This is a genomic window from Clostridium sp. AF32-12BH, assembly GCF_003477935.1.
Taxonomy (GTDB): domain Bacteria; phylum Bacillota; class Clostridia; order Lachnospirales; family Lachnospiraceae; genus Brotaphodocola.
Window position 1 is genome coordinate 19,569 of sequence record NZ_QUEH01000016.1, and the last position, 23,582, is coordinate 43,150.

A 23,582-nucleotide genomic window follows, 5' to 3' on the forward strand; every position below is an offset into this window, starting at 1 on the left:
TGTTAAAGTTCCAACAGGCACTCCTGCTTGTCGGCAGGCGCTGTGCTGTCCCAATGCACCGCAGTACATCAGGCGCTCGCTCGTATAGGGGTTCCCGAAAAGTCGGAGACTTTTGGGGAAGAGGAGGAGCAGTGCAGCGAATGAGCTTTTGTGCTTGCACACAAGCGAACGATACGGAACTTGCTCCGACGAGGTCTTGGCGGTTTGGCTTTTCGGACGGTCATTCAGTTGTCGCATTAAGCATATTTGTTTAATTCGTAATTTATTTTACTAAACATATTTGCTATTGTCAAGTGGTTGCAAAGAAAATATTAAACATTTTTGTTTCGGTTTTTCTTGACTTCCACTAAACATTTCTGCTATACTTATTTCACTAAATATAAAAGGAGCGTATCATTATGGCTATCAGCGAAAGAATACATTTTTTCAGACTAATGCGTGGTATGACACAAAAGTATCTCGGTACAGCAATCGGTTTTCCAGAAAAGAGTGCTGATGTGCGTTTGGCACAGTACGAAACTGGTACACGCAAACCGAAAGCAGACCTTACAAATGCATTGGCACAGGTGCTTGATGTTTCTCCACAGGCTCTTGATGTTCCTGACATAGACAGCTATATCGGTCTTATGCACACTCTGTTTACCCTTGAAGATATTTACGGTCTTACTGTCAGTGAAGCAGACGGAGAGGTATGCTTAAAGGTCAACAAGGACAAAGGCAGAGAAGCATATGAACTCCTCAAAATGCTGTATGCTTGGAAAGAACAGGCAGACAAGCTATCTTCCGAAGAAATCAACAGAGAAGAATACGATAACTGGCGTTACCATTATCCAGAGTTCGACACCACACAGCGTTGGGCAAAAGTTCCATCACAGGAATTAAGTGACGCTCTCGTGGAAGCATTCAAAGACCACTTGAAAGATAAATAAGCACCTACAGGACCTGCCACTGGCAGCTCCCTACAGATGCTTTGGCAACGACAAAAAAGCCCTTAACTATGGTTATTAACCACAGCTAAGGGCTTAGTTTATAATATGGAATTTGTTCAGAGCCAAGCTCCGAACTTTAGTCTGCAAGCCACCTGTTAATTGTTCCGTTACCCATAAACCACTGGATAACAAGAATAATGGCACTTGCTATGACTGTTATCAATTTGTTATCAAAAGACTAATCGAAATCGCTGAAACCCGCATAAACACTGGCTTTTTTAAGCAACTCGATTTATTCAAACTCAATTGTTGCCGGCGGTTTCCCCGTGCAGTCATAAAGTACTCTGTTCACATGCTTCACTTCATTTACGATTCTGCTAGCTACCTTTCCAAGTACCTCCCACGGAATCTCTGCTGCTTCTGCAGTCATGAAGTCGATGGTATTTACCGCTCTTAATGCGATCGCATAGTCATAGGTTCTCTCGTCGCCCATAACACCGACGGAACGCATGTTGGTCAGTGCTGCGAAGTACTGTCCGATGCTGCGGTCGAGGCCTGCGTTTGCGATTTCTTCGCGGTAGATGGCATCTGCCTCCTGTACCATTTTTACCTTCTCAGCGGTTACTTCTCCGATGATACGGATGCCAAGTCCCGGACCCGGGAATGGCTGACGGTATACCAGCTTCTCCGGGATACCGAGTTCCAGACCAGCTTTGCGGACCTCATCTTTGAACAGGTCACGCAGCGGCTCGATGATTTCTTTGAAATCAACGTAATCCGGGAGTCCTCCAACATTGTGGTGGGACTTGATGACAGCAGACTCGCCGCCCAGACCACTCTCTACTACGTCCGGGTAGATGGTTCCCTGTACCAGGAAGTCTACTGCACCGATCTTCTTTGCTTCTTCCTCAAATACACGGATGAATTCTTCGCCGATGATCTTTCGCTTGCGCTCCGGCTCTTCTACACCTTTCAGCTTTGCGTAGAAACGCTCCTGTGCGTTGACACGGATGAAGTTTAAGTTGTACGGGCCGTTCGGACCAAATACTTCCTCAACCTCGTCTCCCTCGTCCTTACGGAGCAGACCATGGTCTACAAATACACAGGTCAGCTGGTCACCAACTGCCTTTGCCAGCATAACAGCTGCTACGGAGGAGTCTACACCGCCGGATAACGCACAGAGCACTTTACCGTTTCCGACTTTCTCACGTACTGCTTTGATGGTGTTTTCTACAAAAGCATCCATCTTCCAGTCGCCTGCGCAGCCACACACTTCGTACACGAAGTTGGAGAGCATCTTGGTTCCCTCTACGGTATGCAGTACTTCCGGATGGAACTGGATCGCATAGAGATTCTTCTCTGCACACTCTGCTGCTGCCACCGGGCAGTCCGGGGTATGCGCAATGATCTTGAAGCCAGGAGCTTCCTTCTCAATGTAGTCGTTGTGGCTCATCCAGCAGATGGTCTTCTCGGATACATTGCCGAACAGCTTGCTGGACTTGTCCACGGTTACTTCGATTTTTCCATACTCACGGACAGGAGCCTTGCAGACATGACCGCCTAATACATGGCTCATTAACTGAGCGCCATAGCACAGTCCCAGTACCGGAACGCCAAGTTCAAACAGTTCTTTGCTGCAGGTTGCTGCGCCCTCTTCATAGACACTGTTTGGGCCTCCGGTTAAGATGATGCCCTTCGGATTCATTTCTTTGATCTTTTCAATATCGGTCTTGTAAGAATAGATCTCACAATAAACATTGCACTCACGTACACGGCGGGCAACCAGCTGATTGTACTGACCGCCAAAGTCGATTACAATAATCTTCTCTCTGTTCACGAGTATTCCTCCTAATTTTATTATGATGAAACAATAACGCATTGTTACTGGATACGCTTTTTGTAAGCAACAATGATAAGCTTGCCTCATCATGGTATATCTCACGTTATTATACCTAAAATCATTGTACTATACAAGTGGATTCCAAAAAATTATCCTTCCTTACAATTCACTTTCCAAGCACTTAAGATTCTCTGGAACGCCTTGTTTTATTTCCAGAATATGAGATAATGAAAGCAAAGAAAGGAGGACGTGATCATGAAAAAATATCCATTCAAAACAGGTGAGGCAAAACATAAACTTCTTACTGCTGCCCTTTTCCTTTCCCTGCTTTCTAGCAGTCTGACCGCCTGTGGTTCTGCATCGCGAAGTGCTTCTAATGCCTCATATCTTACAGAAACAGCCGCCGCATCCTACGACGTGGCAGCAAACAGCGGATTTTCCGGCGGAGCTGGCATGCCTGCAGCCTTTTCCAAATCTGAAGCCGCATCTTTCCGCTCCAATGATGCAGGTGATTCCGTGGAGGAAGCTGCGGTCGACGCAGGGGCATACGTGGCAGATTCAGACACTTTTTCAAATGGATCCGAAAGCACAGAGCTTCCGCAAAATGCAGCAGCAGCCCAGGATCCTACCGAACGCAAACTGATCCGCAACGTCAATCTGGATCTGGAAACACGCGAATTTGATACGCTCCTGCAGTCTGTATCCGATGCCGTTGCTTCTTTCTGCGGCTATATTGAGCAATCGGATGTTTCCGGCAACAGCTTAACCTGGTCCGGCAATCAGTCCCGGCGTTCTTCTAACATGACGATCCGGATTCCGGCAGACCAGCTCGATGCATTTCTTTCCGAAGTATCCACACAGGGAAATATCACCTATAAGAATGAAAATGTCCAGGATGTCACCCTGCAATACACCGACATAACAAGCCGGAAAAAGACTTTGCAGGTAGAACAGGACCGTCTTTGGGCTCTTTTAGAAAAAGCAGACTCCGTAGATGCCGTGATTGCATTGGAATCCCGCCTGTCCGAAGTACGCTATCAGCTTGAATCCCTGGAGTCCCAGCTGCGAACTCTCGACAACCAGGTTGTATACAGCACGGTTTACCTCTCCATACAGGAGGTTCAGGTACTCACCGCCACCGACCCGGACACCATTCCGGTCCGCATCCAGAAAGGATTTGCACACAGCCTGAACCAGTTACAGACCGCATCCGTAGACCTGCTCGTATGGTTTGTATCCAATCTCCCAATCCTGATCGTACTGATCGTACTGGCCGCTCTGATTCTGGTCATCGTATGGATTCTGCGGAAAATATGGAAAAAACGGAAACTTCGCAAAAGCAAGTTAAAGACAAGCAACAAAGCAAACAGTAATATCAAATCAGACATCACCACAAAAGAAGACTCATCCTCATCCAACAACAATATTGCACAGTAACAATTTAACACAGTAAGTATCAAAGGGGCGAAAGTTCCCACAGCCGCCATGCATGGCGGCTGCGGGAACTTTCGCCCCTCATTCGTTATCGTGCAATGTTGTTTATTTGCGCACTTTCCTCACTTCTTCTGCCAGTTCTTTCGCGCTTTCAATCATCCGGTCGAACGCACCATATTCATAGAGATTCATCAGAAAGATTCCGACCGGCACGGCGATGATCATGCCGGATATCCCGTGAAGTTTGAATCCCAGATACAGAAAAACCAGTGTCCACAGCGGCGAAAGTCCCATGGAATCGCCCACGATCTTGGGCTGGATCACCTGACGGATCACCTGAGTCAGTACATAGAGGAGCGCAAGTCCTGCTGCCAGCGCGTAATCCGCAGACAAAAGCTTAAACAGTGCCCACGGAATCAGAACCGTTCCGGTTCCAAAGAGCGGCAGAAAATCAAGGACTGCCACCAGTACACCAAGCAGAAATGTGTACTTAATCCCTAGGATCAGAAATCCCACGATGAGGATAGCACCTACGACAAACATAATACGAAACTGGGCAAGAAAATAGCCGCCAATCAGTTTTTTGACATCATTCTTTAAGTACCGGCCATAATCCTTCGCGCTTTCCGGCAGATATTTTTTCCAGAATTCGATGATCTTATCCTGTTCTGCAATGAAGAAATAGGACGAGAGAATCGTTACCACAACATTTACCAGCGCATTTGGGATTCCCTTTGCTACATTTCCAGCCACTTCTACCGTCGGCGATGCAATCTTCTGTACCAGAAGACTGGCAGCATGACCAATGTTTCCAACCAGTTCCTGCCAGTTTGTCTGTACATCGGTCGGAAGTCTGGAAAACAGGCTGGAAAACCGGGCTGCAATTGCCTGCAGATCTTCTGATAATGTATCATATAACAGCGGCAGGTCTTTTGCCAGTTCGACTGCCTGCATAACCAGCCGTGATATCAGGAAATATCCCAGTCCGATGATCAGTGCCAATACTGCGATCACGATCAATGCAGAACTGTGTTTACGTACCAATTTTACCTTGCTCTCCAAAAAACGGACCAGCGGGTTGGCAATCATGGCAATGATCCAGCCGATCACAAATGGCATAAAAAATTTCAAGAGTTTTGGCCCCAGCAGACAGACCAGTAAAATCTCCACTGTCGGGATCACAATATTTAAAATCAAACGGGCATAACGTCTGTCCATACAATCACCTTCTTATCCTTATCTGCCTTTCATCAGATTATGTGGAATCAGTGAACTGTTTTCATACTTTTCCCCGATCGTTTTCCTTTTATTCTTTCAAAGCCCATTTTGTTGCTGTTAACAAAACAACCTACTCTGCCAAATATTTCTCCAGAAATGCAAACAATGCTTCCATCTCTTCCCGCGTACCGATGCTGATGCGCAGGTAATTAGAAAGGCGCGGCTGGTCAAAGTAACGCACATAGATCTGCTGCTGTTTCAATGCCTCAAACAATTCTTTTGCCGGAACACGGTTGTGAGACGCAAAAATAAAGTTGGACATGGAATCCGGGAAAGTAAAGCCAAGTTCCGTCAGCCGGGTTTTGGACCATTCCCTGGTGTCGATGATTTTCTGCACGGTTTCTTTGAAATAGGCATCGTCTTTCACAGCTTCGGTTCCTAAAACCAGAGATGGCATATTCATGGTGTAGGAGTTGTAAGAATACTTCACATCATTCAGTGCCTTGATGAGATCCGGGTGTCCGATTGCAAATCCGATACGCATACCAGCCATGGAACGGGATTTACTGAAGGTCTGCACGACCAGCAGGTTCTCGTATTTCTGAATCAGCTCCAGAGCTGATTTTCCGCCAAAATCGATATAAGCTTCATCCACGATCACAACCACATCCTGATTGTGACGGATGATATCTTCTACCGCTTCTAAAGATAACAGAAGTCCGGTCGGCGCATTCGGGTTTGGGAAGATCACTCCTCCATTTTCGCGGTAATAATCCTCCGGGCGGATACAAAACTGTTCGTCCAGAGCCGGTGTCTCGTAAGGGACCTGGAACAGATCTGCCCATACTTTATAGAAGGAATAGCTCACATCCGGAAATAAAACCGGCTTTTTGGAGTTAAAGAACGTCAAAAAGCTCATGGCAATGACATCGTCCGAGCCAACACCTACAAACACCTGATCATCCCCTACGCCATAATACTCTGCCAGTACATGAACCAGATCGGATGCCGTCGGATCCGGATATTTGCGGAAACGGTCCATTTCCATATTCTTCAGCGCGTTTTCCACCCCTGGTGCTGGCGGATATGGATTTTCATTGGTATTTAACTTGATCAGCCGGTCCCCTTTCGGCTGCTCCCCCGGTACATAAGGAACTACTTTACGAATATTACTCTCCCATGCTCTCATCTTCGTGTCCTCCTGTTGTTTGTCTGTCCGAATAGCAGCTGCTGTGTCAGACAAATCTTTGCTGTCCGGCACAGGAACTGATGCAAAATCAGATTCTTTTTTCCGTGCAAGATCTCCCTGGAATTTAGCACAGTCCATATTCTTTTGCGACTGCCTCAAATGCCGGCAGGGAACGCTCAATCTGCTGATACGATACGCAGTAAGCAATCCGCACATAACCAGGACATGCAAAAGAGCTTCCCGGCACCAGTAACAGATTATGCTTCTGAGCCTGCGCACAGAATTCTTTATCGTCTGCGATCGGAGCCTTTACAAAAAGATAGAAAGCGCCCTCCGGTTTGATGCACTCAAATCCAAACTTCTTTAAGCTGTTATAGAGCAGGTTCCGGTTTTTGTCATAAGCATCCAGATTCACTGCTGCGCCTTTTTCAATGCAGCGTTTGATGACTCTCTGGATCAGGGACGGGGCATTGACACAGCCGATCACGCGGTTTGCGATGGTTGCCGCTGTAAATACCTCTGCACTGTCAGTCAGCTCGTCCGGAATGACCAGATAGCCGATACGTTCTCCCGGCAGGGACAGAGATTTACTGTATGAATAACAAACTACCGTATTGGCATAATATTTTGTCACATATGGCACAACTGCTCCATCGTAAGCCAGCTCGCGGTACGGCTCATCGGAGATCAGCACGATCTCGGTTCCAAACTCTGCACTCTTTGCACGGAGAATATCGGCCAGACGGGTAAGTGTTTCATCGGAATAAATGACACCGGTCGGATTGTTTGGGGTGTTGATGATGACTGCCTTGGTACGCGCCGTGATCTTCTGGGCAAATTCTTCCAGATTTGGCTGGAAGTCTTTGGTATTCGGTGAAACGACGATCAGCTTCCCATCGTAGTTGCGCACATAGTTGCCATATTCTACAAAATAAGGAGCAAAGGTCAGAACTTCATCCTCCGGATCCAGGATGGTCTTTAAAATGATATTCAGGCCACTGGCTGCACCTACCGTCATCAGGATATTTCCCTGGTGGAAGTTCGTCCCGAAACGGCGGTTTAAATCCTGCGCGATGGTCTCCCGCACATCCTCATAACCAGAGTTGCTCATATAGCCGTGAACAAAGGTGGAATCTTCTTCCTTTAACGTTTCAAGAATGGAATCTTCTACTTCCTGCGGCGCCGGTACATTCGGATTTCCAAGACTGAAATCGTACACATTCTCTGCACCATAAATGGCTGCCAGCCGTTTTCCTTCTTCGAACATGACACGGATCACAGAATTATTCTGGACCAGCGGATTCATCTTTTTTGAAATCATTTTCATATCCTCCTCATCACAAAATATCATTGATATCCCATAACTGCTTCCTATTTTCACAGTTACGGTATATAGCAAAGCAGCTCTCACCAGATGACTCTGTAGCGAAAGCTGCATTGTACCCTTTTGCATTATTATACAGGATTCTTTATAAAATTACCAGCGGCTTGCCCTCAAATGGTAAAACAAAGCCATCGCTCCTGTCAGGATCAGATAAAACCAGGTCGTCGTATTGGAAAACCAGGTCGTAAAAAAGGACAGCATCAGATATGCGGCAAACTGTGCATACAGCAGATAGCCAAGCGGATTTCTCATCTCTCTGAGTTTCACCACCAGAATATAGGCAATGGCACCCAGAATGCAGGAAAAAAACAGCACACCGATCCAGCCAAAATCATAATAAGCATCGTAAAAAAGCGTGAGGGTTGTGAGCTCCGTTTTATCTACATAAATCGGAAAATGGATCAGCTGCGGGAAGAAAAATTTCAGTCCTGACAATGCCCACAATGGAAACAGTCCCTTCAGTCCAAAGCTGTGTCCTGGCAGTGCCTCCACCAGACAGTTAAAATTGTCGTAATTATTGGCAATGTAAATGTATGGCTGACTGATGAAGATCGGCATGGATGTGCGCTTCATTTCAAAAATTCCGTTTAAATATTCAATGTTGTGGCTTCGTGCTACCGTGAGGATCAGGTAAAACGGGAGCAACACCACAAACAGCGCAAAAAGCCAGCCAGGGTGAAACATTTTCTGCAGGGAAATATACGTAAACGCCGCCAAAAGCACGGCAAAAACAAGCTGGAATCTGGATACACATAAGATCGGGATCAGCATGGAAATGGTCGTCATGACCAGGGCTGCAATGAGAAGCTTCTCACTGCCCCGTCCGTTCCGCATATGAATATACAGCACCGTCAGCGACGGAACCAGCACACAGGATACGGTAAAATAATGTACTCCGGTCAGATGAAATTCCGAATAGGCATGCGGCACTCCCCGCAAAAACAGAGGAACATATCCAAGCACCACCGCCTCCGCAATAAAACATCCCAGTGATAATACCGTCAGTCCGCAGATCATGGTAAACACCGGTTTCGAATCCCCGGAAAAACTTCTCCACCGTCCATAACTGTCATAGCCGGAACCATAGACACGGACCAGAATCTCAAATACCAGCCAGAAGCCTATGTATGCCAGGAACAGACAGAACCAGGTCATGCGGGACCAGTCGGTCTGCAGATTACTGAGTTTCATGCAGGCCAGCCCTTCGCCACCTACCCAGAATAAAGAAAACAGTCCACGCAAATGGATCAGGTTCTTATATTTCCGGTAATCCTCCATATAAAGCCATCCGGCTGCCACCAAAAGAAGCAGGCCGGATAACAGATAATGGTCAAACCGCGCCAGAATGTAAGATGCCAGATAACAGATCACGTAGACTGCCATATTTCTTTCTCCTCGTGTGAATGTATTTGTATAACCGTTTCATCGTTTTATAAATGGCTGCCTCCTGCAATGCAGGTGACAGCCCCAAAATCTGGATTTTTATTAAGCCTGTGCAGATGCAAACTCCCGCATATATGATTCCACTTCCGCTGTAGTCGCAAAGCTCATGGCCTTGTCTGCCACTGCCTGAAGTTCCTCAATGCTGTAATTGGTAATCAGCTTTCTGGAATACAGGATCGCAGACGCACTCATACTGAACTCATTCAATCCAAATGCCAGAAGCAGCGGGATCATCAGTGGATCACTTGCCGCCTCGCCGCACATACCTACCATAATTCCCGCTTCTCGACCGCAGGTGATGATGCGCTTAATGCTGCGCAGGACTGCCGGATTGAATGTGGAATACAGATAAGATACCTTATCGTTTCCACGGTCTACGGACATGGTGTACTGGGTCAGGTCATTGGTTCCTATGCTGAAGAACGCTGCCTCTTTTGCAAAGACATCTGCCATCAGGGATGCAGCTGCCGTCTCCACCATGATACCGACTTCGATATCTTTCTTGTACGGGATATTCTTCTCATCTAATTCTTTCTTAATCTCTTCGATCAATGCTTTCGCCTCACGAAGCTCCTCAATGCAGGTGACCATCGGTACCATGATCTTGATGTTGCCGTAAGCACTGGCACGAAGCAATGCACGAAGCTGTGGTCTGTATACATCGTCTTTACGGTCCAGACAGAAACGGATCGCACGGTAGCCCAAAAACGGGTTTTCATCTTTGGTCAGACCCATATACGGAATTTCTTTGTCGCCGCCGATATCCAGGGTGCGGATGATGACCGGCTTGCCCTTTAAGCCCTCAGCAACAGCCTTGTAGGCCTCAAACTGCTCTTCCTCGGTTGGCATGGCAGTGCGGTCCATAAATAAGAACTCCGTACGGAACAGACCAACACCCTCGCCATCATACTGGAACACCTTTTCCAGATCTTCCGGTTTTCCGATGTTTGCAACCAGCTCAATGTGCACGCCGTCCTTTGTCACGGTTGGTTTGCCAATATACTGCTCCAGTTCCTGTTTCTCTTTCAGGAATTTTTCCCGCTTTTCAGAAAACGCATCGACCACTGTCTGGTCTGGATCCACATAAACCACACCTTCACTGCCATCCAGCACGATCACGTGACCGTTTTTCACCTGATTCATCAAATCCGGCACTGCTACCACAGCTGGAATTTCCAATGCGCGGGCAAGAATTGCACTGTGGGAAGTCTTGCCGCCCAGTTCTGTTACAATGCCCGTCACATGCTCCGGGTTAATCCCTGCTGTCATGGACGGAGTCAGATCTTTCGCTACCAGAACGCTGCCCGCCGGAAGTGATGCAATGTCCACACTCTCCACGCCAAGCAGTTCCCGCTGCATGCGGGTCTTAATATCACGCATATCGGTTGCACGCTGCTGCATCAGCTCATCGTCCATTGCCGCAAACATATCTGCATAGGTCGTACATACCTGCTCAATCGCATATTCTGCACAGATGCCCTCGCCGGTTACAGTGCTTTCAATCTCACCCGTCAGCATCGGATCCATAAGCAGCATCATATGCCCCTGCATGATCTCCGCTTCCTTCTCCCCTACTCTGGTTGCGAGATCTGCTGCAAGTTCTTCGGTTTTCTTGAGAGTTTTCTCGAGCGCCCCCTTAAAGCGTTCTACCTCAGCCGCTGCATCTGCAACTGCCGCTCTCTGGATCACCAATTCTTTTTCTTCTACGATCACGGCGTTCCCAATGCCGATTCCGGAAGAAGCGTTTGTACCTTTTAACATGATACGTCCTCCTTATTAATTATTGATTTCTATTATGAAACTGCAGCCGATGCATCGTTGCTGTTCAAATATGCATGCCCGTCAATCCTGCATCTGCAGATATCATACATCTGGCGTTCTTACTCCCCAAGTCCGCTTTCGATGACTCCAATGACTCCGTCAAGTGCTTCCTGCTCATCTGGTCCCTCGCAGATAAACTCTACTTCGTCCCCACATTTGATGCATGCACCCAGCACGCTGAGTACACTTTTTGCATTGGATGTGGTATTGCCAAAATGAAATTTAATGGATGATTTATACTTGATGGCTTCATTGCAAAGCACCCCGGTAGGGCGAAGATGAAGTCCTGATACATTTTTGATAACAATTTTTCTGCTAACCATGTTATCCCTCTTTCTGTCAGCCGGCGTTTGCGCCGTTCGTCTCTGTGTCTTGTAATTTTGTCGTGTCGTTTTCTGTACTGGTTTCTGATTCTGTTGTTTCTTCTTCTGCCTGTGTGGTCTGCTCCAGCTGTGCCGCCGGACCTCCTGCCGTCACTTCGATATTGAAAGCAGAAACAGAGATCAGTTTAAAGTTTTTGCCAAGACCTCCCATATTCAGGGTTCCTGTATGGGTGCCAAGCTGCATACCGGACAGATTGATGACTGCTTTTAAATCTGCGGCCTTTAATGTGTCCAGATCTTCTTTCAGCCCCTGAAGCTTCACTTCCAGCCGCGTCGGCACCAAATGGTAATGATAATAATCTGCACCATTTTCCATGGAAATATCCGACTCACCCAAACTGATGGTTCTGGTGGTGAGCTGCTCTACCTTCAGGCGAATGGTAACATTTGCGTCATCGGCATTTGCCAGAGTCACATCTTCCGGAAGATAATCATTTAAATTCACGGTTACTACCTTATCCTGCGTAGCCCAGGAAATATTGAGTACCGAAGATGGAATCGTAATCTTGTTTACTGATGCAAGACTGTTTTTCAATCCCAGAACGGAAACATGTTTCGTGCTGCATTCCACGCCCGTATACTGGTAACCGGACGCAGCCGTGCCCGTCACTTCGAAATCCAGTGGAAGTGTTTTTACCTTGCTGATCTCCAGACTGTACTGGATCTGGACCGGACTCACACTCACACGGTCGCTAACCGAGATCTCGTTGCCGTTTGCATCATAAAATACAGGTTCTGTTGTTCCGTCGACGTTATTCTCCAGACCATTTACATTCAGTTCAATTCCCACATGGTTGATCAGTCCCACCTGGGAAGTCGGACCTTCCACCGTCACATGGTCCGGTGTCAGAATTGCTTTGTTGATCGCATATTCTTCTGCCAGACTTCCATAGGTATTCATGATCAGGGAAAACTGCTTGCTCTGAAGTTCTTCCGTCTGAATACGAACCACGCCAGGACGGCTTTCCGCATTATAGATCAGTTCTTTGTTGTTCAGCACTTCGATCTTCACCTGCACGGATCCGGTCACATCGTAGAGCTCCGCCAGGTCTACATACGCACGGAAATCGGATGAACGGATCTTATAGGCATCCTTGGTCCGCACCTCAAAGTATACCGTTACGGTGTCTTTTCCGCCAAGTTCATAGGTTCTGCCTGCTTTGGTCAGTACCTGCTCGTTTACGATCTCTAATGGAACTTCCTTGCTCCCCGTCACCTCCGGATTTGAGACGTTCACAACGACCAGCCACATAAAAAAAGCCAGAAAGCAGGAAAGAATCTTTAGTCCAAGATTATTTATCAGCTTTTCTTTCATTTCTGCGCTTTCCCTTCCAAATTTTTAACAGCGTGCCATTGGTTTCCTCCTGCGTCTCCGCAACAGCCAGTGCTTTTCTTAAATCTTCTGCTGTAGAGATTCTTCTCAAAGTTCCTTTTTCTACAACAGATACCCGGCCTGTCTCTTCTGATACCACAACGGTAAGGCTGTCCGTCACCTCACTGATTCCAACTGCTGCACGGTGTCTGGTTCCCAGATCCTTACTGATCGTCATGTTGTCAGACAATGGCAGATAGCAGGTAGCTGCCGTAACACGGTTTCCGCGGATTACGACCGCGCCGTCATGAAGCGGCGTGTTATGTTCAAAAATATTGATCAGCAGCTGGCTGCTGACTACTCCGTTGATCTCGATACCGGTACGCTCGATTTCTTTCAGGGAAACGTTGCGTTCGATGACCATAAGAGCACCTGTTTTGACTTTTGCCATCTCAAAGGTTGCTTTTACGATCTCATTTACCGTACGCTCTGAAAAGCCCTGACTTTCTTTGTTATCATCAAAAGAAAAAAGTTCTGAGATCAGATTTCGGCTTCCCAGCTGTTCCAGGGCTTTTCGCAGTTCCGGCTGGAAAATGATCACCAGCGCCGTTACCGCGATACCGCCGGTTTTTCCAAGGATCCACAAAATCGTGTCCCAGTGAAAAATTGCCGCAGCCACGGCAAATGCAAGGATCATCGCGATTCCGCGCAGCAGATACCATGCCCTGGTGCTCTTGATCCACAACAATGCATAATATACCAGGATCGTCAGTATGATGATCTCGGTTAAATTGGAAAACGTAATTCTTGGCAAAAAGGAGATCCAGGAGCGCATGCCCTGAAAAATCATCTCCACATTCTGGAATATGCCAGTCATACCTGGTCCTCTCTTTCTCTTTCTATATTTTCATTCCAGAAAAATTCATTCCGAAACAGCAGCTATGATTCTCTGTACTTACGGTCATGTCTGCCCCGTGCCGGATTGTTAATGCGCTGCACTTTGACATCCGTCCGCGTTACTGCCACTTTCGGCACTGCCTTAACATAATAGACGTAATCATCGTCCTCATACTGTACATATTCTGTCCGTGTGTAATCTACCGTAAACACAAAGAAATGATACAGCAGCGCCACACACATAGAAACCAATGCACCGATCAGCAATTCCACGATCGGGATCGATACATGGAACAGGAAATCTCCGACAAAAACAGCTGCAAGCTGTGCGATCGTACCCGTCACGATTGCAATTTCCCATGCATAATCCAGGGACATATTGTGAAGCATGTATACACAGAGGATTCCAACCATGCACACCATGATCATGACTGCGATTGCCTGGTTTGACAAAAGTCCTCGGATGATCTGCACAAATTTCTGGGTGATATCGACCGATGCATCGTTAGATAAAACGCCTGCATTCTGTTTTACATAGGAAATAATGTAGTAAATCACAACACCACTTCCGATCGGGATCACGGAAAGCAGACTGCCAGACAAACCGGCCAGAAGCGGTACTGCTAACGGAATCTTCAGCAAAAATGCCATCGGTGTCAGCACCAGCCAATAGCTGTCTCCCGGCTGAAACCCATAATAAAGAAGGATAACGATAATCAGGATGACTGCCGTGATCAATGCCATCTCCATAGAAACCGCATAAATGTGGACCAGCATAACTGCCCCAAGCAGACAGCCAATCGCCCCATACGGAAGAAATGCACTAAACAATGCCAGGATCAGCATCGCCGCAAGTCCGGTAAGTTCTGTCCGGTATCCGATATTGCTGCTCAGCAGCGCTACTGCGGTCAGACTGTAAATAAATTTGACAACACCATGAACCAGTGTTGCATACTTTCCATAAAATGATTTCAGCCGTTCTTTAAGTACGAGAAATATCATCATAGCGGCTGCCCTCCTTCGTCAGTTCTCTGGTACGGCTTTGCACATCGTACCGTTTTTCCAGCCTTTTCAGCTTTGCGATGTAAACCCGCATACCGCGTCTTGCATATTCATAACGCTTGCTGCTGACAAGCCCGGTGATGATGAGATACAGGACAAGCCCGGCAACATAGAAGATCACGCCCATTCTGGCAGCACCCATCACTTCGTTTAACTCCATCACGTTAAGCAGGCGCTCCATACTGTAAAGGACCCAGATGAGTGCACATAAAATAAAGCAGACTGTGTAAGCAAAGAAAGACCTCATCATACGGCCGCTGATATAATCGCTGCGAAAAAAACGGTTTGCAGGAACAATGTGTTTTCCCTCCCGTTTTTCGAACATGGCAATGCTTGTCATCAGTTTTATTTTGTCTTCATTGAGCATAAAATGTTCTCCATCATCTATTCATTAAAGCATACTTTTTACTCGTGACTCTGTCACTCGTTTGCCTCGTCGTTCGCCAAAAACATGTAAACATGTTTCTGGCTCTCTTGCACTCGTTATATCTTACCATATTTATTCTGTCAATGCCACCGTTCCGGCATTTTTTTATCTTTTTTCAGTATAACACAAAAATACCGCCATGTAAAACACAGCGGTATCTTTCCAGAACAGTTTGTCTGTTTCATAACGTATTTTATTCGTCTACACTATAGTTTGGTGCTTCTTTGGTAATATGGATGTCGTGCGGATGGCTTTCTTTTAAGGAAGCTGCGGAAATCTTCACGAAACGTCCGGTCTCCTGCAGGGTCGGAATGTCTTTTGCTCCGCAGTAGCCCATACCGGAACGAAGTCCGCCGAGCATCTGGAACACGGTATCCTCTACCAGACCCTTGTAAGCTACACGACCCTCAACGCCTTCCGGAACCAGCTTCTTTGCGTCAGACTGGAAGTAACGATCCTTGCTTCCGTTCTCCATAGCTGCGATGGAACCCATACCACGGTAAACTTTGTATTTTCTGCCCTGATACAGTTCGAAAGTTCCCGGGCTCTCGTCGCATCCTGCAAACATGCTTCCCATCATGCAGACATTGCCGCCTGCTGCGATGGCCTTAGTGATATCTCCAGAGTACTTGATACCGCCATCTGCGATGATCGGGATACCATACTCTTTCGCAACTGCGTAGCAGTCCATAACTGCAGTGATCTGCGGAACACCGATGCCTGCAACCACACGGGTAGTACAGATAGAACCAGGTCCGATACCAACCTTAACTGCGTCTACACCAGCCTCGATCAGAGCCTTGGTTGCCTCGCCGGTTGCAACGTTTCCTGCGATAACCTGTACATCCGGATATGCTTCTTTGATCATTCTGACGCAACGCAGAACGTTCTCGGAATGTCCATGAGCGGAGTCTAAAACGATCACGTCAACATGTGCCTTTACCAGAGCTTCGACACGATCCAGTACGTTTGCAGTGATACCAACAGCTGCACCACAGAGCAGACGACCCTGTTCGTCCTTTGCGGAGAGCGGATATTTGATCTGCTTTTCAATATCCTTGATGGTGATAAGTCCTTTTAAGTTGAAGTCATCATCAACGATCGGAAGTTTCTCTACTCTTGCTTTTGCAAGGATGCGCTTTGCTTCCATAAGGGTGATGCCCTCTTTTGCGGTAACCAGATGCTCAGACGTCATGCACTCTTTGATCTTCTTGGTGAAATCTTCCTCAAATTTTAAGTCACGGTTGGTGATAATACCAACCAGCTTGCGGCCCTCTGTGATCGGAACACCGGAGATGCGGAACTTCGCCATAAGCTCATCAGCATCTTTTAAGGTATGCTCCGGGGAGAGGAAAAACGGATCAGTGATGACACCATTCTCCGAACGTTTCACCTTGTCTACTTCCTCTGCCTGCGCTTCAATTGACATATTCTTGTGGATGATACCAATACCGCCCTGACGCGCCATGGCAATCGCCATACGGTGTTCTGTAACGGTATCCATGCCCGCACTCATAAGCGGAATGTTCAGTTTGATTTTCTTGGTCAGATAAGTGGTTAAATCTACCTGATTCGGAATAACCTGGGAATAAGCCGGCACCAGGAGCACATCGTCAAACGTAATGCCCTCACCAATAATTGTACCCATTATTCGTTCCTCTCTTTCTTTTGTTTTTTGGTTCATAATATTTCAATGGCTAGCTCCGCTCTTTTATTAGCGTAGCTAATATTTCAGCGTCATTGAATCTATTGAACTTATTAATTGCATATTGTAGCAAATTTCTGTCCGCTTGTCAAATACTTCTGAAAGGAATTTGTCCGTGAAGAATTTTATTGAAAAAAGAAGAGGCGGAACTGCTCCGAAAGGGACAATTCCGCCTGTAAGGTTGTTGGGTATTATATTTTTCACCAAAGGTTCACTCGTGAACCCCGCGCTAACGCGCTCCATGTCTGCTGTCGCAGACGGTTCACTCGTTAAGACGCTGGGAAAACAAATGTCTGCTTCGCAGCCGCTTGTTTTCCCTGGTCGCGTCTTACATCATTCCGCCCATGCCGCCGCCGGCTGGCATTGCCGGAGTTTCTTCTTTGATGTTTGCTACTACAGACTCGGTGGTCAGAAGGGTAGATGCTACGCTGGTTGCGTTCTGCAGTGCGCTTCTGGTAACCTTAGCCGGATCCAGGATGCCAGCCTTGATCATATCAACATACTCTTCCTTGTATGCATCGAAGCCATAGCCTACCGGAGACTCTTTTACCTTATTGATAATAACAGAGCCTTCCAGACCTGCGTTTGCAGAAATGTGGAACAGCGGAGCCTCCAGAGCTTTCAGGATAATCTTACCACCGGTCTTCTCATCGCCCTCAAGGCTGTCTACTACAGACTTGATCTCCTGGGTTACATGAACATATGCAGAGCCGCCGCCTGCGATGATGCCCTCTTCTACTGCTGCTCTTGCTGCAGACAGTGCATCTTCCATACGAAGCTTTGCTTCTTTCATCTCGGTCTCGGTTGCAGCGCCGACACGGATGACTGCTACGCCGCCTGCCAGTTTTGCAAGACGCTCCTGCAGTTTCTCTTTATCAAACTCAGAAGTGGTCTCACCGATCTGTGCACGAATCTGTGCAACTCTTGCTGCGATCTCGTCCTTGTTGCCGCAGCCGTCAACGATGATGGTGTTCTCTTTCTGAACTTTTACGGATTTTGCACGACCAAGCTGCTCCATGGTGGTATCCTTCAGTTCAAGGCCAAGCTCCTCGGAGATAACGGTACCGCCGGTCAGGATAGCCAGATCCTTTAACATCTCTTTTCTTCTGTCGCCGTAGCCCGGTGCTTTCACACCAACAACAGTAAAGGTACCTCTTAACTTGTTGACAATCAGGGTGGTCAGTGCCTCGCCCTCGATGTCCTCTGCTACGATCAGCAGTTTGGAACCGGACTGTACGATCTGCTCCAGAACCGGAAGAATCTCCTGGATATTGGAAATCTTCTTATCGGTAATGAGGATGTACGGATCGTCCAGGTTTGCTTCCATCTTGTCCATATCGGTGCACATGTAAGCGGAAACATAACCACGGTCGAACTGCATACCTTCTACCAGGTCAAGTTCGGTCTTCATGGTCTTGGACTCCTCGATGGTGATCACGCCGTCTTTGGAAACTTTCTCCATAGCGTCTGCTACCATCTCGCCGACCTCATCGTCTGCTGCGGAAATAGATGCAACACGTGCGATGCTGTCTCTGCCGGAGATCGGCTGGCTCATCTTTGCGATTGCCTCAACTGCAGCCTCGGTTGCTTTCTTCATGCCCTTTCTTAATACGATCGGGTTAGCGCCTGCTGCCAGGTTCTTCATACCTTCGTTGATCATAGCTTGTGCCAGAACAGTTGCGGTGGTGGTACCATCACCAGCTACGTCGTTGGTCTTGGTTGCTACTTCTTTTACCAGCTGTGCGCCCATGTTCTCAAACGGATCTTCCAGCTCGATCTCTTTTGCGATGGTCACACCATCGTTGGTGATGAGCGGAGCACCGAAAGACTTATCCAGAACAACGTTTCTTCCTTTCGGTCCAAGGGTTACACGAACGGTATCTGCTAACTGATTAACACCTGCCTCCAGGGCTTTTCTTGCTTCTACGCCATATTTAATCTGTTTTGCCATGACTAAATTCCTCCAGTTTCTATCAATAAATAATGTTTGATCTCTTATTCAATAACTGCCAGAATATCATTCTGTTTTACAACAACGTACTTCTCGTCCTCAACCTCTACTTCGGTTCCAGAGTACTTGGAGTAGATAACCTTATCACCCGGTTTTACCTGCATTGTGATCTCTTTGCCGTCAACCACACCGCCAGGACCTACTGCGATAACCTCTGCCTGCTGTGGTTTTTCTTTTGCCTGGCCCGGAAGTACGATACCAGATTTGGTAGTCTCCTCTGCCACAAGCTGTTTTAATACAACCCGATCAAATAACGGTACTAATTTCATGGATAACTCCTCCTTACATCGAATCTTTTTTTCGCTGCTGTTTCCATACCAGAAAACAACCGCTTTTCTTTTTTTCCGGGGGCTTTTCAATGCCCTCTCTGATGTACATTACCATTTATAGCACGAGTTGTTAGCACTGTCAATAGTTGAGTGCTAATTTTATCATTTTTTTATAAGTTAGCCCTTTTCTTTTTCACAGCTTCGTATTAAAATAAACGCAAGACAGATATTCAGGAAAGGGGTAGTGTATTATGGCAAAAAAATTTGGTAAACTGATGGCTCTTGCAACCATCGCCGGAGCTGCTGCTGCCGGTATTTCCTATCTTGCGAAATATCATTCTTTTCATAAAGAACTGGATGAAGATTTCCATGATTTCGAGGATGAGGACGATACCGAAGTGCCAGACAGCACCATGAGCCGCAACTATGTTTCACTCCATGCTGACAAAGATGAATTTCTCGTAGCTGCAGGTGACATGATGAATGCAGCAAAAGATGCTGCAAGCGCTGCAAAAAATATGGTTAAGGATGCTGCCGCTATCATGGCAGACAACACCCGCGAGGCAGTCAGTGTTGCCCGCGATGGCGCACAGAAAGCTGGCACTGCGGCGGAAGACGCAGCTGAAAAAGCTGAAACCGCTGTGGAAAATGTAGTAGAAAAAACAGAAAGCGCCGTAGAAGACGCTGTCATCAAGACAGAGGACGCTGTGGAAAATATCGCTGAGACCGTAGAGGATGCCATGGCTGAAACCGCAGAAAAGCTGGAAGACGCGGCCGATCAAGCCGAGGACATCACACCGGAAGATACTCCGGTCGCAGACACTTCCGTGGAAGATGCGGCGGAAGAACCGTCAAAATACGAGCAGGCGCCTGCCGAAAAACCGTCTGCGACCACAGTCAGTGACGACACAGAAGCATAACAAACAAAAAAGCATATGGAATTACAAAAACGGATCCGCGTTCTTTTTAAGGGACACGCGATCCGTTTCTTATTTTCTGGTTTGTTTCTATTTGTACATTCCCCTTTTCGGTCTTCGTTTTTCCGTTTTTCTGTATTTTATTCTTTCTTTTTTGTTTGCATATATCTGTATCACGTTTTACTTGCACAGTTTTCGTTCCAGCATCTGTTCAAAATTTCAATGCCCTCCCGAATCGCATCTTCACTCAGGCTTGCATAACCCAGCACGACTGTGGCAGGCCGGTGATTATGCTCCGGATGAATAAAATAACTGCTCAGTCCATAAACCTTCACGCCAGCTTCTGCCGCTTTCCGGATCAGTTCCGGTTCCGACTCTCCCGTTTTTGAAGTCAGCAGAATATGAATCCCGGCATGTTCGCCGCGGACCTCGAACTGCTCTTTCAGCGGCTCGATCTGGTCGATCAGAAGATCATGCTTTGTCTTGTAGATCGCACGCATACGGTTTAAATGCCGTTCAAAATGTCCCTGGGATAAAAACTGATACAGAATGTTCTGGTCAATGCGCGATACCGTAGACGCATAGAATGATGTCTGGCTGCGATAACGCGCAAGGAGCGGCTTCGGCAGCACCAGATAGCTGACACGAATTGCCGGGGCAATGCACTTGGAAAACGTTCCAAGATAAATCACCTTTCCGCTGCGGTCCATGCCCTGAAGCGCCGGAATCGGCTTTCCACGGTAGCGGAATTCACTATCGTAATCATCTTCTATGATATAACGCCCCGCTTCTTCCACTGCCCACTTCAAAAGCTCCTGGCGCCGCCCGACCGGCATCACAACTCCGGTAGGGAACTGATGGGACGGCATCACATAAGCGACATTGGCACCGCTCTCTGACAGAATCGATGGCTCCATACCATTGGCATCCATCTCCACCGGGCAGACCTCATAACCCAGGCTGTGAAACACCCGGTACGCCTGCTTGTAAGTCGGGTTCTCCATGGCAATCACATGCTTTCCTTCTAGGATCTGCGATAACAGCATCAGCAGGTACTCACTTCCTGCACCCACAATGATCTGCTCTGTGCTGCAGTTGACCCCACGGGCAGAATGCAGGTAGCTGCGGATTGCCTCGCGAAGCCCCGGCTCCCCCTGATGGTCTCCAGAGTGAAACATCTCTTTGTTGTCATCAACCAGCGTATTGCGGCTCAGCTTGCGCCACACATGATAAGGGAAGCTGTCCAGATCAATTCCCCGCGGGGAAAAATCCACACGCCACCCTGCATCCGGCTCTGCCGCAGTCTGCATCTCCTCCGTGCCGGACGACCCGGTCTCCACCAATTCCTCCAGATGACTGACAAAATAGCCGCGGCACGGCCGAGCTTCCATATATCCCTCGGCCAGCAGCTGGTCATAGGCCATCTGCGTTGTGCTGCGGCTAACTTTCAAATGCTCCGCCAGTACCCGCGTAGAGGGAAGACGGTCTCCTGCCTTTAAGGCACCGCTCCGGATCTCTGCGCAGATATGGGAGTAAATCTGTTCATACAGTGGTTTTTTCGACCGGGAATCCAGCGGAATCAAAAGTTCCATAATCTTATCCCCTAATCTGATTACTTCTGGATCTTGAAAGAGCTCTTTAAGGAAACGATACGGTTAAATACCGGCTCGCCCGGTTTGCTGTCCTTGCAGTCTGCGCAGAAGAAGCCATTGCGCACGAACTGGAAGCTGTCGTAAGCCTTTGCCTCTGCAAGAGCCGGCTCCACATAGCAGTTCTTTAAGATGGTAAGGGAATTCGGATTTAAGTTCAGACTTCCATCCTCATTTAACTTGCCCTTCTCTTCATCGACAATGTTCTCGTACAGGCGTACCTCAACCTGCTTTGCAGTCTCAGCTGCAACCCAGTGAATGGTACCCTTTACTTTACGCTCGCAGAAACCGGAACCGCTCTTGGTAGCCGGATCGTAAGTAGCGTGAACCACGGTAACATTGCCATTTTCATCTTTCTCGAAGCCGGTACAGGTTACAAAGTATGCACTCATGAGACGAACCTCATTGCCCGGGAACAGACGGAAGTATTTGCGCGGCGGCTCCTCCATGAAGTCCTCACGTTCAATGTAAAGCTCTCTGCCAAACGGGACCATACGGGAACCAAGTTCCGGATTTTCCAAGTTGTTCGGAACCTCCAGCATCTCGGTCTGTCCCTCCGGATAATTATCGATCACCAGTTTCACCGGATCCAGGATTGCCATCATACGAGACTTCTTCAGTTTTAAGTCCTCGCGGATGCAGTACTCCAACATCGCGTAATCGACAGAGCTGTTTGCCTTGGAAACACCAACCAGGTCTACGAACTTGCGGATAGACTCCGGAGTGTAGCCACGTCTGCGCAGGGCAGCGATGGAAACCAGACGCGGGTCATCCCAACCGTCTACAATGCCATCTTCCACAAGCTTCTTAATATAACGCTTACCGGTAATGACATTGGTCAGATACAGCTTTGCAAACTCAATCTGGCGCGGCGGGTTCTCAAACTCGCACTCGCGTACCACCCAGTCGTACAGCGGACGATGGTCCTCAAACTCCAGGGTACAGATGGAATGGGTAACATGCTCAATCGCATCCTCGATCGGATGTGCAAAATCATACATCGGATAAATGCACCATGCATCCCCAGTGTTATGGTGCGTCATACGTGCCACACGGTAAATAACCGGATCTCTCATGTTGATGTTCGGAGATGCCATATCGATCTTCGCACGCAGAACCTTCTCACCGTCCTGGTACTTGCCCTCTTTCATCTCCTCAAAGAGTTTTAAGTTCTCTTCGATGCTGCGGTTGCGGTACGGGCTCTCCTTACCAGGAGTAGTAAAGTCACCGCGGTACTCACGGATCTGATCTGCAGTCAGGTCGCAGACGAATGCTTTTCCTTTCTTAATTAAAAGAACGGCACACTCATACATCTGCTGGAAATAGTTGGATGCAAAGAACAGTCTGTCCTCGAAATCGGCACCCAGCCACTGTACATCAGCCTTAATGGATTCCACGAACTCGGTTTTCTCCTTGGTCGGGTTGGTATCGTCGAATCGTAAGTTAAACTTGCCGTGATACTTCTGGGCAAGACCATAGTTTAATAAAATGGACTTGGCATGTCCGATATGCAGGTAGCCATTCGGCTCCGGCGGGAAACGGGTCTGGACATGGTCGTAAACGCCCTCCGCCAGATCTTTCTCGATCTCCTGCTCAATAAAGTTCTTGGAAACAACTTCTTTCTCTTCCGCTGTCTCTAAAACTTCTTTTTCTTTTTCCATCGTGAAGTCCTCCATACTGTTTGCGGACGGT

Annotated in this window: 19 protein-coding genes; 3 read left to right on the top strand and 16 right to left on the bottom strand. The window is 47.6% G+C overall.

The features are described 5' to 3' along the window. The first annotated feature begins 398 nt into the window (after nt 1-398). Nucleotides 399-929 carry a helix-turn-helix transcriptional regulator gene (locus DWZ40_RS14965; RefSeq protein WP_009247529.1) on the top strand — a complete coding sequence of 177 codons (531 nt, stop codon included), beginning with the start codon at nt 399-401 and terminating at the stop codon, nt 927-929. Nucleotides 930-1,221: 292 nt separating this feature from the next. Here the strand turns inward: DWZ40_RS14965 and guaA are convergent, their stop codons facing one another. Further along, nucleotides 1,222-2,766 carry a glutamine-hydrolyzing GMP synthase gene (gene guaA / locus DWZ40_RS14970; protein ID WP_118543702.1) on the bottom strand — a complete coding sequence of 515 codons (1,545 nt, stop codon included), beginning with the start codon at nt 2,764-2,766 and terminating at the stop codon, nt 1,222-1,224. A 258-nt stretch (nt 2,767-3,024) separates the two neighbouring features. On the opposite strand from guaA, the gene DWZ40_RS14975 reads away from it, so the two are divergent. After that, entirely contained in the window at nt 3,025-4,206 is a 1,182-nt protein-coding gene (locus DWZ40_RS14975; RefSeq protein ID WP_118543703.1) for a DUF4349 domain-containing protein, read from the top strand. Between the two features lie 102 nt (nt 4,207-4,308). On the opposite strand, the gene ytvI is transcribed toward DWZ40_RS14975, so the two are convergent. The 13 genes from ytvI to DWZ40_RS15040 all read right to left on the bottom strand — a co-directional run bounded on the left by ytvI (nt 4,309) and on the right by DWZ40_RS15040 (nt 19,324). Further along, nucleotides 4,309-5,421, bottom strand: a complete 1,113-nt coding sequence (gene ytvI, locus DWZ40_RS14980; RefSeq protein ID WP_118543704.1) for a sporulation integral membrane protein YtvI — start codon at nt 5,419-5,421, stop codon at nt 4,309-4,311. 130 nt (nt 5,422-5,551) lie between these two features. Then, entirely contained in the window at nt 5,552-6,610 is a 1,059-nt protein-coding gene (hisC, locus tag DWZ40_RS14985; protein ID WP_118543768.1) for a histidinol-phosphate transaminase, read from the bottom strand. 124 nt (nt 6,611-6,734) lie between these two features. Beyond that, nucleotides 6,735-7,931, bottom strand: a complete 1,197-nt coding sequence (locus tag DWZ40_RS14990; RefSeq protein WP_118543705.1) for a pyridoxal phosphate-dependent aminotransferase — start codon at nt 7,929-7,931, stop codon at nt 6,735-6,737. 156 nt (nt 7,932-8,087) lie between these two features. Beyond that, nucleotides 8,088-9,377 (bottom strand): O-antigen polymerase, encoded by a 1,290-nt coding sequence (locus DWZ40_RS14995; RefSeq protein WP_118543706.1) that lies wholly within the window; start codon nt 9,375-9,377, stop codon nt 8,088-8,090. Nucleotides 9,378-9,479: 102 nt separating this feature from the next. Then, a complete protein-coding gene (gene ptsP / locus DWZ40_RS15000; RefSeq protein ID WP_118543707.1) occupies nt 9,480-11,198 on the bottom strand; it encodes a phosphoenolpyruvate--protein phosphotransferase in 1,719 nt (572 codons plus the stop codon). Nucleotides 11,199-11,317: 119 nt separating this feature from the next. Next, nucleotides 11,318-11,581 (bottom strand): HPr family phosphocarrier protein, encoded by a 264-nt coding sequence (locus DWZ40_RS15005; protein WP_118543708.1) that lies wholly within the window; start codon nt 11,579-11,581, stop codon nt 11,318-11,320. Nucleotides 11,582-11,597: 16 nt separating this feature from the next. Beyond that, a complete protein-coding gene (locus tag DWZ40_RS15010) occupies nt 11,598-12,956 on the bottom strand; it encodes a CdaR family protein (RefSeq protein WP_118543709.1) in 1,359 nt (452 codons plus the stop codon). Further along, on the bottom strand, nt 12,934-13,830 hold the full coding sequence (cdaA, locus tag DWZ40_RS15015; protein ID WP_118543710.1) for a diadenylate cyclase CdaA: 897 nt from the start codon (nt 13,828-13,830) through the stop codon (nt 12,934-12,936). The genes DWZ40_RS15010 and cdaA overlap by 23 nt, the downstream gene beginning before the upstream one ends. A 62-nt stretch (nt 13,831-13,892) precedes the next feature. Beyond that, on the bottom strand, nt 13,893-14,855 hold the full coding sequence (locus DWZ40_RS15020; protein WP_118543711.1) for an ABC transporter permease: 963 nt from the start codon (nt 14,853-14,855) through the stop codon (nt 13,893-13,895). After that, entirely contained in the window at nt 14,833-15,279 is a 447-nt protein-coding gene (locus tag DWZ40_RS15025) for a hypothetical protein (RefSeq protein ID WP_118543712.1), read from the bottom strand. The genes DWZ40_RS15020 and DWZ40_RS15025 overlap by 23 nt, the downstream gene beginning before the upstream one ends. A 253-nt stretch (nt 15,280-15,532) precedes the next feature. Further along, nucleotides 15,533-16,987, bottom strand: coding sequence for an IMP dehydrogenase (gene guaB / locus DWZ40_RS15030; RefSeq protein WP_118543713.1), 1,455 nt, complete (start codon nt 16,985-16,987; stop codon nt 15,533-15,535). A gap of 385 nt (nt 16,988-17,372) precedes the next feature. Continuing rightward, entirely contained in the window at nt 17,373-18,995 is a 1,623-nt protein-coding gene (groL, locus tag DWZ40_RS15035; protein WP_118543714.1) for a chaperonin GroEL, read from the bottom strand. Nucleotides 18,996-19,039: 44 nt separating this feature from the next. Further along, the gene (locus tag DWZ40_RS15040) at nt 19,040-19,324 is read right to left on the bottom strand and encodes a co-chaperone GroES (protein ID WP_118543715.1); all 285 of its coding nucleotides are present in this window, start codon (nt 19,322-19,324) and stop codon (nt 19,040-19,042) included. 251 nt (nt 19,325-19,575) lie between these two features. Between DWZ40_RS15040 and DWZ40_RS19655 the strand changes: the two genes are divergently transcribed. Then, the gene (locus DWZ40_RS19655; RefSeq protein ID WP_182431762.1) at nt 19,576-20,244 is read left to right on the top strand and encodes a hypothetical protein; all 669 of its coding nucleotides are present in this window, start codon (nt 19,576-19,578) and stop codon (nt 20,242-20,244) included. A gap of 170 nt (nt 20,245-20,414) precedes the next feature. On the opposite strand, the gene DWZ40_RS15050 is transcribed toward DWZ40_RS19655, so the two are convergent. Together DWZ40_RS15050 and DWZ40_RS15055 are read right to left on the bottom strand one after the other, a co-directional pair. Continuing rightward, nucleotides 20,415-21,833 (bottom strand): PLP-dependent aminotransferase family protein, encoded by a 1,419-nt coding sequence (locus tag DWZ40_RS15050; RefSeq protein ID WP_118543716.1) that lies wholly within the window; start codon nt 21,831-21,833, stop codon nt 20,415-20,417. Between the two features lie 20 nt (nt 21,834-21,853). Continuing rightward, on the bottom strand, nt 21,854-23,551 hold the full coding sequence (locus tag DWZ40_RS15055; RefSeq protein ID WP_118543717.1) for a glutamine--tRNA ligase/YqeY domain fusion protein: 1,698 nt from the start codon (nt 23,549-23,551) through the stop codon (nt 21,854-21,856). Nucleotides 23,552-23,582 lie beyond the last annotated feature (31 nt).